At 56.1% G+C, this 17,016-nt stretch carries 10 protein-coding genes; 4 read left to right on the forward strand and 6 right to left on the reverse strand.

From position 1 onward, the window contains the following. Window positions 1-309 precede the first annotated feature (309 nt). From AC5DDB_RS27460 to AC5DDB_RS27470, 3 genes are all read left to right on the forward strand, one after another. Window positions 310-1,122, forward strand: a complete 813-nt coding sequence (locus AC5DDB_RS27460; protein WP_491742970.1) for a lipopolysaccharide kinase InaA family protein — start codon at window positions 310-312, stop codon at window positions 1,120-1,122. Between the two features lie 15 nt (window positions 1,123-1,137). Then, the gene (locus AC5DDB_RS27465) at window positions 1,138-2,154 is read left to right on the forward strand and encodes a glycosyltransferase family 4 protein (RefSeq protein ID WP_491742971.1); all 1,017 of its coding nucleotides are present in this window, start codon (window positions 1,138-1,140) and stop codon (window positions 2,152-2,154) included. Between the two features lie 234 nt (window positions 2,155-2,388). Beyond that, window positions 2,389-4,722 carry a 3-keto-alpha-glucoside-1,2-lyase-like domain-containing protein gene (locus AC5DDB_RS27470; RefSeq protein ID WP_491742972.1) on the forward strand — a complete coding sequence of 778 codons (2,334 nt, stop codon included), beginning with the start codon at window positions 2,389-2,391 and terminating at the stop codon, window positions 4,720-4,722. Here AC5DDB_RS27470 and AC5DDB_RS27475 read toward each other — a convergent pair. From AC5DDB_RS27475 to AC5DDB_RS27500, 6 genes are all read right to left on the reverse strand, one after another. Continuing rightward, window positions 4,708-5,499 carry a hypothetical protein gene (locus AC5DDB_RS27475; protein WP_491742973.1) on the reverse strand — a complete coding sequence of 264 codons (792 nt, stop codon included), beginning with the start codon at window positions 5,497-5,499 and terminating at the stop codon, window positions 4,708-4,710. The genes AC5DDB_RS27470 and AC5DDB_RS27475 overlap by 15 nt on opposite strands. A 63-nt stretch (window positions 5,500-5,562) precedes the next feature. Then, complete coding sequence (locus AC5DDB_RS27480) at window positions 5,563-6,669, reverse strand: AAA family ATPase (protein ID WP_491742974.1); 1,107 nt, start codon at window positions 6,667-6,669, stop codon at window positions 5,563-5,565. Window positions 6,670-6,888: 219 nt separating this feature from the next. Next, window positions 6,889-8,505, reverse strand: a complete 1,617-nt coding sequence (locus AC5DDB_RS27485) for an SLC13 family permease (RefSeq protein WP_491742975.1) — start codon at window positions 8,503-8,505, stop codon at window positions 6,889-6,891. Window positions 8,506-8,597: 92 nt separating this feature from the next. Then, window positions 8,598-9,065, reverse strand: a complete 468-nt coding sequence (locus AC5DDB_RS27490) for a universal stress protein (protein ID WP_491742976.1) — start codon at window positions 9,063-9,065, stop codon at window positions 8,598-8,600. Window positions 9,066-9,176: 111 nt separating this feature from the next. Further along, the gene (locus AC5DDB_RS27495) at window positions 9,177-11,255 is read right to left on the reverse strand and encodes a hypothetical protein (RefSeq protein WP_491742977.1); all 2,079 of its coding nucleotides are present in this window, start codon (window positions 11,253-11,255) and stop codon (window positions 9,177-9,179) included. A 172-nt stretch (window positions 11,256-11,427) separates the two neighbouring features. Beyond that, window positions 11,428-15,207: an inverse autotransporter beta domain-containing protein gene (locus AC5DDB_RS27500; protein ID WP_491742978.1), complete on the reverse strand. Its 3,780-nt coding sequence runs from the start codon at window positions 15,205-15,207 to the stop codon at window positions 11,428-11,430. Window positions 15,208-15,463: 256 nt separating this feature from the next. Here AC5DDB_RS27500 and glgA point away from each other — a divergent pair, with 256 nt between their 5' ends. Then, the gene (gene glgA, locus AC5DDB_RS27505; protein WP_491742979.1) at window positions 15,464-16,942 is read left to right on the forward strand and encodes a glycogen synthase GlgA; all 1,479 of its coding nucleotides are present in this window, start codon (window positions 15,464-15,466) and stop codon (window positions 16,940-16,942) included. Window positions 16,943-17,016 lie beyond the last annotated feature (74 nt).

Consider the following 17,016-nt stretch of genomic DNA (forward strand, 5'->3'; position numbering starts at 1 on the left):
GGGGACTTCTCTAGTTAACTCGTTCTGCTGTCGTTCGTTGCGACGTTTCAGTCCAGCTTTCGAAATTCCGCAAGGACTTTCCCGATTCTCCGGCTTTGACGGCTTTTAAAAACTGGGGTGGGCCGTTTGGGAAAGTTTCGTAGAATCCGCCTGTTCCAGCGATGATCCGAAAACGTCCATGTCGAAAGAAGCGCGAGACTCAACATGACCACACCATGGGTGCCTACGAGTCGCAAGTTTTTTCGTCAATCAAGGTTACGACGATTGTTAGGTACGAAAGGATTCCCGCAGGTTGGAGATGTGGTCTGCTTGCGCCGGAAATCTGGAGTTGGACATTCAGCGGCCGCCCTGCCTCGCGATTTGCTGATTCGGCTGACCGACTACCCGGAATTGCCGCTGAAGACCCAGACCCGCGACATCATCAAGGCGGGACGGACCGCGGTGGTCGTGCGGGCAGAGATGCCGGTGGGGTCGCGAATGGTTTCGGTCGCATACAAACAAGTGCGTCGCCGGACATTCATTAAGGTTCTGACCGCAGTATTACGGGGTAACCGCACGCTGCGTTCGTGGTGGATGGGACGAAAATTACTCGCGGCCGACATTCCCACCGCTCGGCCGTTGGCGGTGATCACGCCACGGTGGTTTCGCCAAAATCAACCGTCGTATATCGTAACCGAGTGGATCGTCGGCGGAGAGAACATCACCCAGTTGGGCGAACGTCTGATGAAAATGACTTCCCGTGACCGGGGGCGTCAACTTTGTGAAGCAGCCGAAGTGTTGGGAAAATTGATCGGGCGAATGCACGCGGCTGGTTTCAGTCATCGGGATTTGAAAGCCGGCAACGTCATGGTCGTTCCGCGAGCCGGCCGGTTGCAGGCGGCAGTGATCGACTTAGATGGCGTCTCGGAATGGTGGCGGGTGCCGGTCGTGGCTCGTGTACGGAATCTTGCACGGTTTGCGGTTGGGGCGGAGTCATCCATGGAACTCTCCCACAGTGTGCGATTGCGATTCTTGCGAGCGTATCTCGTGGCGGCCGGAATGAATACGCGACACTGGAAACGTCTCTGGCAACGACTCGCCGGCCGTGTGCGGCAAGTGCAGCGTCGAAAGTCGAATTCGTAGAATCAAGGATGATTCATGAAATCATTGCGAATCGCGTTTCTCGCCACTCGGCCGGGGAAGGCGAGTTTTCGGTTCCGTGTCGAACAAATGCTTCCGGAGTTCTTGGACGCCGGGCATGAATGTGAAGTGCGGTTCTTGACGGGGAACGCGTGGAATCGGTTTCGGCAATACCGCGACTTGGCGAAGTTCGACGTCGTCTTCTTGCAAAAGCGGTTGATGGCCGCCGCAGAACTGTTTTTCCTCCGTCGAACCGCGAATCGGTTGGTCTACGATCTGGACGACGCTGTCTTCTTGAACGATCGGGGCACTCTCGACGGCCGACGCGGGCGACGATTTCAAGCCATGATGCGGACGGCGGACCACGTGATTTGTGGGAATAAATACCTGGCCGACTTCGCAGGCGAGCACACCGCGCGGGTGAACGTGATTCCCACTTGCATCCACACAGAAACATTCCATCCACGTCTTCGACCGATGCCGACCGCACCCAAGAAATTCACCATCGGCTGGACCGGCAGCACGAGCACAAATCGTTATCTGAATGAGCTCTTCCCAGTTTTGGCGAAGTTCCACGGACGGGCGGAATTGAAGTTCCTTTCAGACTCCGAAAACGGCCTGGATTATACCGCTCTGAACGGATTGCCGGTGACGTTCGTGCCATGGTCGCCGGAGGTGGAAGTTCGCGAGACCGCCACGTTCGATGTGGGTTTAATGCCCTTGCCGGACGATCCTTGGACCCGTGGCAAATGCGGTTTCAAAGCCCTGCAATACATGGGTCTCGGCATCCCGGCGGTGTGTAGTCCGGTGGGCGTGAATTGCGAAATCGTCACGCATGGCGAAACCGGTGTGCTCGCCCGCACCCCCGCCGATTGGGAAGCCGGTTTGCGACGACTCATGGAAAACCCCGGTCTCCGCGAACACCTCGGCAAAGCCGGTCGACAAACCGTCGAAGCACGCTACTCAGTGAAAACCCAGGCTCCACGTCTCGTGGCAACCGTTGAGGACATCATGCGGAAACGACGAGCAGCGTGAGATGGGTGGAGAGCTGAGAGCCGCAACAGACAATGATGCGGAACTTCCGTTCGTGGGCCACTGGCGTCTCGCCAGTGGGAAAAACCGGACGTATTCACCCGAAAACATGGCTGATACAGCCTTGGCACGCAGCGTCAGTGGATCGCGAGTTCACCGATCAATCTTGCGGTTGGCGGTCGCACGTCGTATCGTCAAACGATGATCTTTGCTGAATTGCTTGCGTTGAGGGTCGCTATGCGTTGGTGTTGTTCCTTGCTCTTGGTGTTGGTTTCGAGTGCGTCGCTTTCGGCGGCGGATGACGGGTTTAAGCCGTTGTTTGATGGCAAAACGCTTGCAGGTTGGGAAGGCGATGAAGACACGTTCCGCGTGGAAGACGGCTGCATTGTGGCCGGGACGCTGGATGCACGTATTCCTCGAAACGAGTTTCTGTGCACGAAACAGAATTTCGAGGATTTCGAATTGCGACTCGAAGCCAAGCTCGTCGGCGAGGGTAAAAACGCGGGCGTGCAATTTCGTAGTCAGCGGATTCACGGGCATCATGAAGTCGTCGGGTATCAGTGCGACATGGGCTTCACACCGCAGGAGTGCATTTGGGGGGCGTTGTATGATGAGTCCCGCCGCCGAAAATTTCTTGCACTTGGCGAGCAAAAACCATTGCTGCAAAAGTTGAAGCCGGACGGTTGGAATTCCTTGGTCATCCGTTGCGAAGGGCCGCGAATTCAGATTTGGGTCAACGATGTGCAAACCGTTGATTACACCGAAGACGACAAGATAATCCCACTGACCGGCAAGATTGCTCTGCAAATTCACGGCGGGGCACCGGCGGAAGCGTCGTACCGCAACATTCGACTCAAATCGCTGAACAAGACCGAGAAAAAGACCAGTTTTCATCCGTCGCCCAAGTTGCGACGACCCGCCGGTCTCGTCGCTATGCAAGACGTGTTGCTTGTGGCGAACGAACGCACCGGCACGGTCTCGGTGATTGATGCTCGTAACCAAAGCGTTGTGAATGAAGTGCCAATCGGGACCCGTTTGACCGACCTGACGAAGCTTGATGACTCATGCTGTTTGGTCGTCGACGGGGACGAGCATGTGGTCAAACTTCTGAAAGTCGATGGCAATAACGTGACCATCGACACGCAAGCGGCTGTCGCGAAGTATCCGGTCAGTGTCGCGGTCTCTGTCGATGGCCAAATGGTAGCGGTTTCATCGCTATGGTCGCGACGGGTGACGTTCTTGCGTCTGACACGCGAACCGAAAATGCAATTGGAACCGACCGGGCAAGTCGATCTCAATTTTGCACCCCAGGAATTGTTGTGGTTGCCGACGGCGAACAAGTTGCTCGTTGCGGACGCTTTTCGCGGGACGTTGGCGGTGGTCGATTCCAAGGAGAAAACGATCGTCGCTCAACACGAGATACCCGCCACGAACATCCGGGGCTTGAGTCTCAGTGTCGATGGCGAGAATGTGTTTGTGGCTCATCAGGTGTTGAACTCGAATCGAGCGACAACCTTCGACCATATTTTCTGGGGCAGCGTGATGCAGAACGTGCTGCGGTCACGATCGGTGGCGTCGCTGCTCGAAACGTCGTACGAAGAGTATCCGGAAACCGGCGAGTTCTATGGTGCGTATTCGCTGGGCAGTCCCGGTGATGGCACGGGTGATCCGGGCGATGTGCTGATTTTGCCCAGCGGTGAAACTGTGCTCGCGATTTCCGGAGTCGATGAAATTGCCGTCCGAGGCAACGAACGGCTGCCATTCGAGCGAAAGACCGTCGGTCGTCGACCAACCAAGTTGGCCGCCAGTCCGGATGAAAAAACGGTCTACATCGCGAACACCTCGGATGATTCGATTTCCGTGTTGGACCTGAACTCCAAACGGGTCACGTCTACAATTCCCCTCGGTCCGCCGGTCGAACGGGCTTCCTGGGAACGAGGCGAGGAACTGTTTCACTCGGCGAAGTTGTCGCTCGATAGTTGGTTTAGTTGTCAGAGTTGTCATCCCGGCGGACACAGCACGGATCGGCTCAACGACAATTTCGGCGACGGTTCCACCGGAGCCCCGAAACGTGTGTTGTCGTTGTTGGGGGCGGCTCATACTTCGCCTTGGGCTTGGAATGGCACGTCGGAAACGCTGTCGCAGCAGGTCGAAAAATCTGTCATGCAAACGATGCAAGGCGATGAATTGTCGACCGACGATGTGAACGCCCTCGTCGATTACATGAAGACATTGACCCCGCCGCCGAGTTTGAGCATCGCACGAGGCACCCTCGATGCGGCTGCGATCGCGAAGGGTCGGCAAGTCTTCACCGCCGAGGGGTGTGCGGAGTGTCATCAACCGCCGACTTACACCTCGCGGAAGGTTGTCGATGTCGGGATTGACGACGGTCGTGGCGGTCACGAGTACAATCCGCCCTCGTTGCTGGGAGTCAGTCAGCGACAACGCTTTTTCCACGACAACTCGGCGAAGTCATTGAGGGCGGTGTTCGAAGTGCATCGGCATCCGCTCGGCACGGAAATCAAACCAGACGACCTGGATGCACTCTTGGAATTTCTACTCAGTCTCTGAGTCGGGCTGGATTTCGCCGATGTCGACCGGTTGTTTGGCCCACCAGTACGCCACGCCTAAACCAGCTAGAATGAACGCAGCGTTGATCCAATAGGTGGGAATGGAAATGAACCCGTTAACCAACGCGTATGCCCACCACAGGAGAAAACCGAAGGCGATGCGGACTGCGGTGTGAAACGACCAACGCCGCAACTGCGTGAGCAACACCAGCCGCACTGCTTGCAAACTTTCTTCAATGCGGTTTTCGATGTACTTCTTCGGGCTGAACAACCCGAACGACCCCACACGAAGAGCAACCATCGCACGCGACGACAGCACATATTCGCCACGACTGAGAGCAGTTTCGATTTCGTCGAAGTCGGTCTGCGTTGTCGAGAATAACGCTTGCAAGTCGAGTGCGAGCATCGTCAGGCACACCAACACCAAGAATGGCAACAAATACCATTCGTTGCCGAGCGTGGTCGGAGTGACGTCAGCGGCTTGCCAAATGAGGCGGTAACACAAACTGTGGGCCAACAAGACCGCGAGGGTCACACCGACTGGTAACAAGGTGGTCCAGGTTAGAAAAATTCCCTTGTGAGCTTTCACGACTTCCAGCACGCTTGGCCATCGTTGCGGGAACTGCCAGGCGAAACTGATGTTCGTGCGATATTGTTTAAACCGCATCAGCAAGCTGAGGACGAACGTCAGGATCAAATAGCGTTCGTAGACTCCCATCACATTCATCTGCGACAGATCGACCGGTTGACCACAAAACGGGCATTTGACCGCGAGCATAGATTATTCAGTTGTCAGTTGTTGGTTCACACGTTCTATCCACAACTCTCTACCCTTACGTCCTCACCCTCGTCGCATCTTCTGGGCTTTTTCTTGTAGCGGGACGTGGATCTTGTCGAGCAGCATTCTGATGACGTCGTCGGCAGAAATGTTTTCGCTATCGGCTTGGAACGTGGTAACGATCCGGTGACGCAACACGGGATGAGCAACGGCGGCAATGTCGCCTGTGCTGACGGCAAAACGGCCTTCGAGAATGGCACGAGCTTTCGCACCAAGAATCAGATTCTGACCCGCTCGCGGACCGGCTCCCCAGGAGACGTACTCACGAATGAACCGAGGGGCTTCCGATTCGTTCGGACGCGTGGCGCGGACTAAATCTCGGGCATACATGAAGACGTGTTCGGACACCGGGACTCGCCGCACGACTTCCTGGAGCGCGAGAATCTGCGAACCCGTCAATGCGGTTTCCAGGTTCGGTTTCTCGTTACCAGTGGTGCTTTTGAGAATGCGAAGTTCCTCCGCCGCCGTCGGGTATTTGACGACGACATTGAACATGAAGCGGTCGAGTTGGGCTTCGGGCAGCGGATAGGTGCCTTCTTGTTCAATCGGGTTTTGAGTGGCCAACACAAAGAACGGCGCGGGTAATCGGTAGGTGTGAGCACCGACAGTCACATGACGTTCCTGCATGGCTTCCAACAACGCTGCCTGAGTTTTGGGCGGCGTGCGGTTGATTTCGTCGGCCAACAGAATGTTCGTGAACAATGGCCCTTGCATGAACTGAAACGTCCGCCGACCAGTTTCCGGGTCGTCTTGCAGCACATCGGTGCCGGTGATGTCCGACGGCATTAAGTCAGGTGTGAATTGGATGCGACGGAAAGACAGCTCCAAAATTTGCGCGATCGTGCTCACGAGCAACGTTTTCGCCAAACCCGGCACACCGACGAGTAAACAGTGCCCGCGTGAGAACAACGCGATCAGCATTTGGTCGATAATATCTTGCTGACCGATAATGACCTTACGGATTTCCTGCCGCAGTCGGGAGTAAGCGGCACTCAACCCCTTGATCGCCTGGGCTTCCTGTTCACGGGCGTCTTGTTCCGCGGACTTTGGCTCACGGAAGTTCGGCTTCGGCGGGATGACGATTTCGTCCGGATCGGTCGGTTCGTTCATAGTCGGCTCTTCGATGGTCATCAAAACGGAACTTCGATCGTAACGAAACCACGAAACCAAGGCGAGCGGTTAACGATGTTCGATCGAGGATTGAGTCGTCTCAGTCGAAATTGATGCACCTGGGATTGGCCCGCTCCCGGACGCGAGCGTCCGACCTCTTCCACAGGGAGATGTGGCAGAGTTCGTCTTGTTCGCCAATGAATTGCGGGTGATGTGCTGTCAATTCTCGGTTGACGATTCGCTTGTCGTCGATGTGGCCCATTCGGGGAGGGATTGTTGCTTCACGCCAAATTGGGGCCCGATGATCCAGAACATAAACGCGGTCACGACTATCACGCCGATCAGATTCAGCAGGATTCCGTAGCGAGCCATTTCACGAATCGAGATGCGGCCGGAACTGAAGACGATCGCGTTGGGGGGCGTGGCGATCGGGAGCATGAATGCACAGCTCGCTGAAATTGTGGCAGGAATCATGATCAGTAGCGGATCGATATTGATCGCCACCGCCGTCGCTGCAAGGACCGGCATCAATGTGGCGACGGTGGCAGTGTTCGACGTGAGTTCGGTGAGGAACGTCAGCAGCAAACACGTGCCCCCGACAATCAGCCACGGCGACTGCCCGGCGAGTTGACCCGCGAAAATCCGGCCGATGTCTTCGGACAACCCGGTTGATTGAAATGCCCCTGCCAGTGCGTATCCGCCGCCGATGAGAATCAGAATTCCCCAAGGCATGTTTTCGACGGTTTCCCAATCCATCAGGTATTCCGTGCGGCCGTTTTCGTTGCGACGGGCGGGAATTAGGAACATCAAGATTGCCATCGCAAGTGCCACGGTGGAGTCGTGAATTTCCGCGGTGTGGAATTGCGTTTCGACCCAATTGCCCCAACCGGGAACGAGCGTCGTGCCGGCGAACGATAAGTCCGTGCGGAACAACCACAAGAGTGCTGTGGCAAGGAAGATGCCGAACATCGACTTCTCCGCCCGCGATGGTGGGCCGAGTTTCCGCAGGCGGTCTTCGAAGAAGTTCGCTCCTCCGGCTGGCAATGCAATTTTCGGTAAGCGAAATGTCAGCAGTAGCCAGCAAATCGCTAGCATCAAAACTCCAACCGGTACGACGGCAATCATCCATTGACCGGCCGCAATGGGGGGCGCATCGGGAAAACGGTCTTCGAAGATTTGCGTGAACGTCAGGTTTGTCGGCGTGCCAACGAGCGATGTGAATCCGCCGATACTCGCCGCGTAGGCTACTCCCAGAAGCAACACCACAACGAGTCGATTGATGGCCCGTCGATGTGTCTTGGCGGCTTGTTCGTTTTCGGTGGGTAAGTCGCCGAGGGAATTCACCAATGCCAACGCAATCGGCAACATCAACAATGTGGAAGCGGTGTTGCTGATCCACATCGAGAGGAACGCGGTTGCCAACATAAAGCCCAGCACGATTCGGGCGGAACTCGTGCCGATCCGGCGGACGATGTGCAAGGCCATTCGGCGGTGCAGACCCCAACGTTCGATGCCCATCGCGACGATGAACCCGCCAAAGTACAGAAAGATGTTGCGGTCGATGTACGATTTGCTAACGACCGTGGCGGATTGAATTCCCAAGAGGGGGAACAACGCCAATGGTATCAACGCGGTCGCGGACATTGGGATCGCCTGCGTGAGCCAGTACACCGCCATCAACACACTGACGGCCGCCAAATTCTGTGCAGGACGCGAAAGTTCCCAAGTTTCTGCGGGGAGGACCCAGATGATGCCGAATAGAATCAGACCAAGAAATCGTCCGAAAAGCGGTAACCAGGAGTCCGTCGTTTCGTCAATGTCCGACGTGGACGACATGCTATCTCTCGTTCGTTGGGCGCAGGGAACGGATTGGTTCGGAGGTTAGGGGTTTATTGGTCACTGTTTCGTGTTTCCAGTCCCTTGGCCGACTATTCTTGTCCGGGGTGGACGAATTGGTGACCGTCGGGGCGGACGGTGAGGACCGGGCAACTGGCTTTTCTGACGACACGTTCGGCGACGTTACCCATCAGAATATGAGCGGTAATGCCACGACCGTGGGTGCCCATGACGATCAAGTCGATGTCGTGGTCCCGGGCGTCCCGCAGTAATTGCACGTACGGACTGCCATGATGGAAGCGACGGACGATCGTCAGTCGTTCGGCTCCGTCCGGCAACGGCCAATTGTCGAGCATTGCCTGGGCTTTGGCTTCGTATTGTTCTTTCGTAGGGGCACCGTACGTTTCCAATAGGGGAATCGTGGTGTGCAACTCCTCGATGACATGCACGAGGTGCACCTCCGCGGAGAACTTTCCCGCAAGCGCAATCGCGTAATTGGCCGCCGCGAGAGAGGTGTCGCTGAAGTCGGTCGGTAACAGAATGCGTTTCAAGTCGATCATTTTATGTCTTCGTTTGGCTAAGTTCTTGGATGAGAATCAAAGATCGAGGATGACAAGTCAGTCCGTACAGAATCCCCAATGCTCGATTCTCCAATTTCGATCTACTAATTACTAATACCGCCCGTAAACCAGGAAGTAGCCCGATTGCACCGTGGTGTCTTCGATTCCGGTGATGGCCTTCATCGTGTCGGGGTCTGGGGGGGCGGCGAGAATTGCCAAATAGGTACTCGGTGGGAGAACATTTTCATTGTCTGCCATCGATTGAAACTCGCGGATCATGGTTTCCAATTGGCTTTGCTGCGAGTTGATCGTAATTTCGTTCTGGTACTGATAACGGCCATACCGCCAATTGCGTCGGCTGCCGGAAACGACCGCACCGTCCGGGATTTCGAGGGGTTGCTCTTTGAGCAGATTGGTGAAGTCGCGGAGTGCGGTTTGGTCGGCGATACCGGCCCATTCGCTGCCACCGGGTTCGAGATCCCTCGCAAAATGTAATTTGCCGGCTTCATCGGACACGACCAACTGTGCAATTTCCCATTCGAAACCATTGCCGACTTGCAGTCGTCCGTTGGAACTCGGTTCCAAATCAAGTCGTCCGCGTTGTGGCAGTGGCGTGAGCGAATAAAACTGGGTTCGCGTGTGGGCACGGAAAAAACCATCGGTGAAGACCTGCTCGCCGGACCAGACGACGCGACCGGCGTTCATCGAGTCTTCCGATGGCCAAACCGAAGCGATTTCGGTTTCCGGCGAAAAGTGTAAGCCGCCTGAGGGCACCATCCCGGCGAACAATGCCACCCGGCTAGAAATGACCGATTGATTGGTGCGTTGGTCGACCATGATCAAACTCCGCACGCGGCTTTCGACATCGAAACCATGCGAGACCAGCGAGTACGCAAAGAGTGTGAGACTCGTTGCAAACGCGAGTCCTGGGATGGTCAAGAGCAGCATGTAGATTTGCCGACGACTGCGGAAGAAGAAGTAATTCAACGGACCGATGATGATCGTGAACAGCGTCATCAAAATCAGGAATGCGTAAACCGGGACGGACGACACGCCGGGGATGAGGAACTCGAGAAAGTTCGTGGTTTCCCGTCTCGGGCTGCCACCACGACGGTTGGGCCATGTCCACTGTTGCGGAGCACGTGCGGACGCCATCCAGGCCCAATCCGACGGACTGCCCGGAAACGGATTGTCTCGAAACGCATAGACATGCCCCATTAGCATAGGCCGATGCAGGAATGTGTTCTCGTCGATGTTCCAGGCGCTGACGATCTGAAACTGCCCGCCTTCGACGTGTTCCTCAACGTGTGTGCCGTATGCCGCCTCGTCCGAGACACGGAATGCATTCCACTGTTGCGGGTACGGGTGTTGCCATTCGTGGACGGTGTCTGCGGGGAGTTCCAAACGCTTCGCGAGTTCCGCGGATTCGCTGGGGTCGGATTCGGTGTTGAACACAATCAATTGCCCGCCGGTACGGACCCATTGCAGGATCGCCGATCGTTCTTCGCTCCCTAAACGGGAGAACTCCGGCAACGGTATCGCGACGTAATCCAAACCGCTGTAGCCCAACCAGTTCTTAGGCAGTAACACCGGGGGAAGGCTGGCGAAATCGTCGGGCGAGTTGAAGTAACTACTTGTGCTTTTTGCGGCGGCAAATTTCGTGAACTCTTCGCCGTTGATGTTGTTGCGGGACAAGACCAACAGCGATGGCTGCGGCGTTTCGTAGGGAACGTCGGGCAGCATGATCCGCGTTTCGAGCAGCTCCATACGTTCGCCATCGAGTCGTACTTCGATACGACCACTCGATCCGTAACCGAGAAGCGGGATCAATAAGCTGACATCTTCACTGGCATTTGCAGCCAATTCGAATGGCGGTTTCTCGACGATCGGCAGTTCCCCGGCATTGTCGGGGAGGAATTTCAACTGAATCTCTACGGTCTCGGCGGTGTTGGTCAGTCGCATCCGGATTGGGTAATACCCGCCATGTCGCGTTCCCGCCCAACGGCTATCGTAAATGATGCGGATTCCGTGAGTGGGGGAATTTCGTTCGGTCGACTGTCCCGCTGCGTACGACGTCGGCGAATTCACGATCAAACATGCGATGACAGCGAAGAACAGTGTTGCAATGAACCGCATCGGATGATGCGTATTGCCAGGGCGAACTCTCTTCCGGTTGTAATCGGACGTCATACTGTGACCCTCGAAACCGAGCGTAATTCAACTGTCCAGTCGATTGTAGCGGCATCGTGGATCAAAAGGCAGCGTGTTTCAATCCACTGCGAAGTTGCCCGGGGTGCACAAAAAAAGCCGACCCGGTTAGGGTCGGCTCTGGGAGTTCGTTGCGTGTTCCGTTCGTTTCCGCTTATGGCAGGAGGAACGCTGGGTTCACACCTGGGTCAGCTGGCGGTTCAGGAACTCGCTCGCCATCGTCTTCGTAGAAGGCGTCGTCGAAGTCGCTGTAGATCAGGTTAAAGGTGTTGGTGCCTTGGCCAGGATCAGCAGCAGTTCCGGTGACTCGGAAGGTCGGTCGCGACAGGAACGGAGCGTTTGCGATCGGAGTGATACCAAGAGGTTGCACGAAGATCGGGTGGTTCCGTGGGTTGTTGTTACCGTTCTTGATGATATCCGGGTTCGTGTAGGCACCGTTGAAGTTAGCAACATCCAACGCATCGCCGACATTGTTCTCGAAGCGGATGTCCAAGCGGGCTTTCGGGTCCGGAATGAACTGTGGAGGACTTGGCGGGTCAACAGTCGACACGAAGCTGTCGATATAGACGTCGCGGTGAATGTTCCCCGAGAACCGGTTGTTGTCGATGTTCGCCAATACCCCACCGTCGGTCGAGGCAAAGCTGGCGGTCGTGACCGGCGAACCAGGGCCGTTCGTGTTGAACAAGCCGTTGAAGTCGGTCGCCGTGCTTCCGACCCGAATCGCCAAACCACCGAGCGAACCAGCTTGACCGTTGGCATCCACTTGGTTGCCGGTCATCAACAGCGATGTCGTTGCATCGTTGATGACAGAACCAGTTGCATCGAGAGCAGTCGCACTGTCAGCGTCAGCATCTTGGACAGCCGAGGCCGTGTTGACCACCAACACACCTTCGCGATCGTTCGCGGCGATGTAGTTGTTGACCAACTCGATCAGAGCGTACGAGTTGCTCGCACCGTTGGTCGTCGATTCGGTACCGTTTGCACCACCCGCGACAACCGTCGGTTGTGTGAAGGTCGTGTTTCCTCGGGTGAGGACGTTCACACCACGACCGAAGTTGTCGATGATGAGCGTGTCTTCAACTCGTAGTCGAGAGTCGGCGATCCCTTCGGTGATGACTTCGATACCATCGCCACGGTTGGCTTGAATCAAGCTGTCGGTGACGGTGACGTCCAGTCGGCCATCGATCCCGGCTCGCATCGCAATCCCGTCAGCCAAGTTGCCGATGATGGATTGTTGATCGATGCGAATCACACCCCGACCACCACCGGAGTCTCCGATGAACGGCAGCGGGTTGGTCGGTGTGATGCCCGGAGCATCGGGGTTGCCGCTGTTGTTGCTGGTTGCAGCGATTCCGAACCCACGGTTCATGTTGCCCGAAACCGAGTTCTGAATGAAGTCGATCCGAGTTTCCCGAGGCTGACCGGCAACGTTCGAGAACACAGCGTCTTTGTCGAGGTAGATGTGCACCCCGTCAAGAAAGTTGCCTGTGATCGTGTTGTTGTTGACGACCAGGTCGGGCACACCAGCGTTGTCTGTACCACCAGCATTGTAACCTTCGGCCACGACGAAGCCACCCAGTGGTGCGGTACCTTGAGGAATCGCACGGTCGGGGTCCACTTCATCCAAACGTCCCAAGGCAATCCCGTGTTCTTGGTTGTCTTCGATGATGTTGTTGGAGATGTTCCCTAAGATCGCACCGCCGCCACCGCCGTTGAGCAGTTCGTTGGCATCGGTGAGAGTTCGGAATTCGATACCACTCCCAAGGTTGCGAGAGATCAGGTTGCCATTGACCGGATTGGCCGGATCGTCGTTCGGGTCACCGATGCGGATGTCAACAATCGCCGCCCCTTGAGCACGCACGTCGATAGCACGTTGCGTGTTCGCGGTGAAGGTGTTGCGGAAGACATCGAACTCGAGGACTTCGTCGTCGTCTTGCAGACCTGGTGGGAGAACAAGTCCGCCACCACCTGGCATCAAGCCACCGTTGCTGGCGTTGATGTCGATACCATCCCCGTTACCCGTGAAGATGTTGTCGGCCAGCAGGATACCGCGAACGTTGGGGTCGGTGCTTTCGATGTCGGCATCACCCCCACGCAGGTAGCGGAACCCGTTGGTGTTGTTGGTAAACTCGTTGTTCGTGATGCTCAGGCTTTGGATGACCGAATCGTCGGTGTGACGAATTTCGATCCCCGAAGCTTGGGCAATTTCATCGTTCAGCACAACTGCATCCGGGTTAGGTGACGTGTTGTTGATGAAGATGTTCCGCGTAATCGAGCTGGCAGCGAGCGTCTGGTTGACCAAGCCGGCTTGGTTGACCGGTTGCTGTGGCAACGGATTCGTCGCACCTGGGCTGGTCGGCGTGTTCGCACCGAATTGAATCGTCCGCAAGTTCAACCGCACACCCGCTGGGCTGTTCTGGAAGACGTTGCAAGCGATTTCGGTACTGATGTCGGTGACGATCGGATTGATGTCGATCCCCGCGTGGCGAGGTGTTCCGGCGGAATCGCGACCGTCAAACGTGAAGCCGAAGACGCGAGTTCCAGTGCCGCTCAGGCGAACGATCGAAGATTCGACACCCGTCGAGCTGTTGTTCAACAGCGGTGTCAGCGACCTTCCCGGCAGAATCGATGTTCCACTGCCCGTCACGACGGCGAAGGTTTCCGCGGTGGACACGAATGTCTGGTTGGAAAGTAGTTCGATCGGAGCCGTCACAGATAGTGCACCATTGATGCTGTTCTGCGTGGGAGAAGCCATCACAAGAATCACGTCGAAAGCCGAATTGTTGGCCAAGCGGGCAGCTTCCAGGGTGTTGTACGGGTTTTCCGCGGTCCCTAGGTTGGCACTTCCGGTCGCAGCCGGGTTAACAAAGATGACTTTCGATGGGTTGGTCGCATTGGGAACGACAACCACATTGCAGTCTGCCGGCAGCGGTCCCGGGTCCAATCCTCCACCGCCGTTACCACCATCGGGTGGCACGACTTGCCCGGTCATCATGTCAGAGGTTTGACGTCCGGCGAGGAAAGTCGCAACTCGTTCACGTCGATGAACTTGCGAAGCCATTCGCTCGGGAACGGTTTGTGGCGAGAACCAGCGTTGCGGACGACCCATCGGGAAGGATAGGCTGACCGTCGCGAAGAAGTTGCTCTCGAACTTGTTGTCGTAAGTGTATTGGGTGCCAACACTAACGTTCTCTGTGATCGACGAGAACGTGCGGGCACTGAAACCAGTCGCGGTGCCGGCCCCTTCCGAGGTCAACCAGTAACCACCCAAGTAACCGTAGGTTCCGTACTGGCCGAGAAAGGGCAACAACCCGCCAAGCTCGGCGTCTGCACCTTCGAAGGCGTACTCAGTGATGGCTCGCGGTACCACCATGATGGAGTTGTTCTCGTACTCCAAAGCGGCAAACCGAGCCACATCCTTGCTGTTACGACCGGTCAACACGTAACCGTTCGCACGAGCTTGCAGCACTGGCCCGAGGATTTCACCACTAATACCAGCTAACTGGTAGCTCGTGGCGTGCGAGTCGTCGAAGTCATACCAGCCCGAGAGGCCGTAAATGACGTCGGAGACATCCGAGTACCAGCGGTACCCGACCCCGGCGTTTCCAACGTAGTCACCTTCGTCGGTGACCGAGTTGGCGAGCACGCCGAAGAACATGGCTCGGCCAGGATCAACGTGCCAAGGCAGGAAGACCGTACCTCCGAAGTAGGATTCGTCCCACCCCGCCCCTTGACCGATGCGATTATTCGAAATCGCAAACGCTCCAAAAGGAGGAGCCGGAGCACCGTCGCCAAATAATTGTGGCGACCCTGGTGGCGGCATCATGAGGACCGGAGCCTCCGGCCCGGGTTCACCTTGTGCGACGGCAATCCCCCGTTGTCCCACAAATAGGACAAGCGCCAGGAGGAGCGTTCGTTGGCAGAGTATTTTCATCAGATTTTCCGATCGCGAGACGCTGAGACGCCCACCGCTTCGATTTACGGCTTCATCTCTTTATTCGGATCAGACCGTCTGTTCGGTTGAGTTAAACTTTGCGGATTAGGTGTCAATTTCTGATCGTGTCAATTCTCCCTGTTTTTCCGGTGATTCCGCTGTCAATCGGCAGGTGAGGGCCGCCTGCCCTTGCGAAGTCGGTCTCCGATTGAGATTCTAAGTTCAAAGTGTTCCACTTGTTAGAAACAGCATCCCCATGAACATCCTGCTTACCGCCTCCGAAGCCGTCCCGTTCTCGAAAACCGGCGGTTTGGCCGACGTGACTTCCGCACTCGCGCACGCTTTGGCCGCGAGCGGGCATGATGTCCTGCTTATTCTTCCTGATTACCCCAGATTGCGTAGTGAGGCTGGCTGGGACGGCTACACGCTCACGCCACTCAAAGAGAAAGTGCGGGTTTACGTCGGCAAACGCGATGTGACCGCTAAGCTGATCGAAGTCCGCCGAGACAATTCGACCGTACGCACGATTCTAGTCAGTTGCCCCTTATACTTTGACCGCCCCGGACCGTACGGGGTCGACAACCTGGATTATGGCGATAACTGCGAACGCTTTGGCTTCTTTAGCCAGGCGGTTCTGAATATCTGTCGCCAGTTGGATTTTCGCGCCGACATCGTCCACGCTAACGATTGGCAAACCGGTCTTGTCCCGGCATTGCTCGATGTGAAGTACCGCACGTTTCCACAGCTCGCCAATGCGGCGTCGATCTTTACGATTCATAACCTCGCATTCCAGGGGTTGTTCCCTGGTCACGCGTTGATGTACACCGGACTGAGCCCGCAGTACTTTACACTGCAACATATGGAGTATTACGGGCAGATCAATCTGCTGAAGACCGGCGTGACATTCGCCCGGAAGGTCACGACGGTCAGCCCGACGTACGCGGAAGAGATTCAAACCACCGAATTTGGCTGCGGATTAGAATCCGTATTGAGTTCTCGACAAGCGGATCTCGTCGGGATTACCAACGGAATTGACCCCGAAGAGTGGAACCCCGCGACCGATCCCCTGCTTCCCAGTCATTTTGACGTCGACACCTGGGACCAACCCACTGGCAAACCGGCGTTGAAGTCGCAGTTGCAACGGGAGTTTGGCTTGCCCGAGAAGCCCGGTGTGCCCCTCTTTGGGATCGTCAGTCGCCTGACCGATCAAAAAGGCATCGATCTCTTGATCGAAATCGGCGATGAACTTTTCACTCGTGACATCCAATTGGTGCTGTTGGGCACTGGAAATCCGGAATTCGAAACCAAGCTCGAAGAGTTGGCTCAGAAATATCCGCAGAAGTGTGCCGTCACGATTGGGTTCTCCGAACCGAAAGCCCACTTGATCGAAGCCGGTTCCGATGCCTTCCTAATGCCCAGCATGTTCGAACCCTGCGGACTCAATCAGATGTATAGCCAGCGATATGGGACTGTGCCGATTGTGCGGTTAGTTGGTGGTTTGGCCGACACCGTCGTCGATGTCTCCGCAAAAGCAACCGCCGATCACACCGCAACAGGATTCGGTTTTCGAAACCACACCGCACAGAACCTGCTGGATACCATCGACCGTGCGATTTCAGCCTATCACTCACCGGAACTTTGGAAGCAACTTGTCGAAACCGGCATGAAGAAAGACTTCTCGTGGACAACTAAAGCCAACGACTACCTCACCGTCTACGAGGATGCCCTGCAGTAGAACTCTCACTAATGGGTGAGCCTCGGCGAAACGTGGCTGAACGATCACACGAAAACACTGTTCCCGGGTGCTTG

Source organism: Thalassoroseus sp. (assembly GCF_984380535.1).

Bases quoted from the DNA above. Each gene is read 5' to 3' on its own strand.
- AC5DDB_RS27490 (WP_491742976.1), bottom strand. From the start codon at position 9,065: ATGATCGACTTGAAACGCATTCTGTTACCGACCGACTTCAGCGACACC.
- AC5DDB_RS27485 (WP_491742975.1), bottom strand. From the start codon at position 8,505: ATGTCGTCCACGTCGGACATTGACGAAACGACGGACTCCTGGTTACCG.
- AC5DDB_RS27480 (WP_491742974.1), bottom strand. From the start codon at position 6,669: ATGAACGAACCGACCGATCCGGACGAAATCGTCATCCCGCCGAAGCCG.
- AC5DDB_RS27470 (WP_491742972.1), top strand. From the start codon at position 2,389: ATGCGTTGGTGTTGTTCCTTGCTCTTGGTGTTGGTTTCGAGTGCGTCG.
- AC5DDB_RS27475 (WP_491742973.1), bottom strand. From the start codon at position 5,499: ATGCTCGCGGTCAAATGCCCGTTTTGTGGTCAACCGGTCGATCTGTCG.
- AC5DDB_RS27495 (WP_491742977.1), bottom strand. From the start codon at position 11,255: ATGACGTCCGATTACAACCGGAAGAGAGTTCGCCCTGGCAATACGCAT.
- AC5DDB_RS27465 (WP_491742971.1), top strand. From the start codon at position 1,138: ATGAAATCATTGCGAATCGCGTTTCTCGCCACTCGGCCGGGGAAGGCG.
- glgA (WP_491742979.1), top strand. From the start codon at position 15,464: ATGAACATCCTGCTTACCGCCTCCGAAGCCGTCCCGTTCTCGAAAACC.
- AC5DDB_RS27500 (WP_491742978.1), bottom strand. From the start codon at position 15,207: ATGAAAATACTCTGCCAACGAACGCTCCTCCTGGCGCTTGTCCTATTT.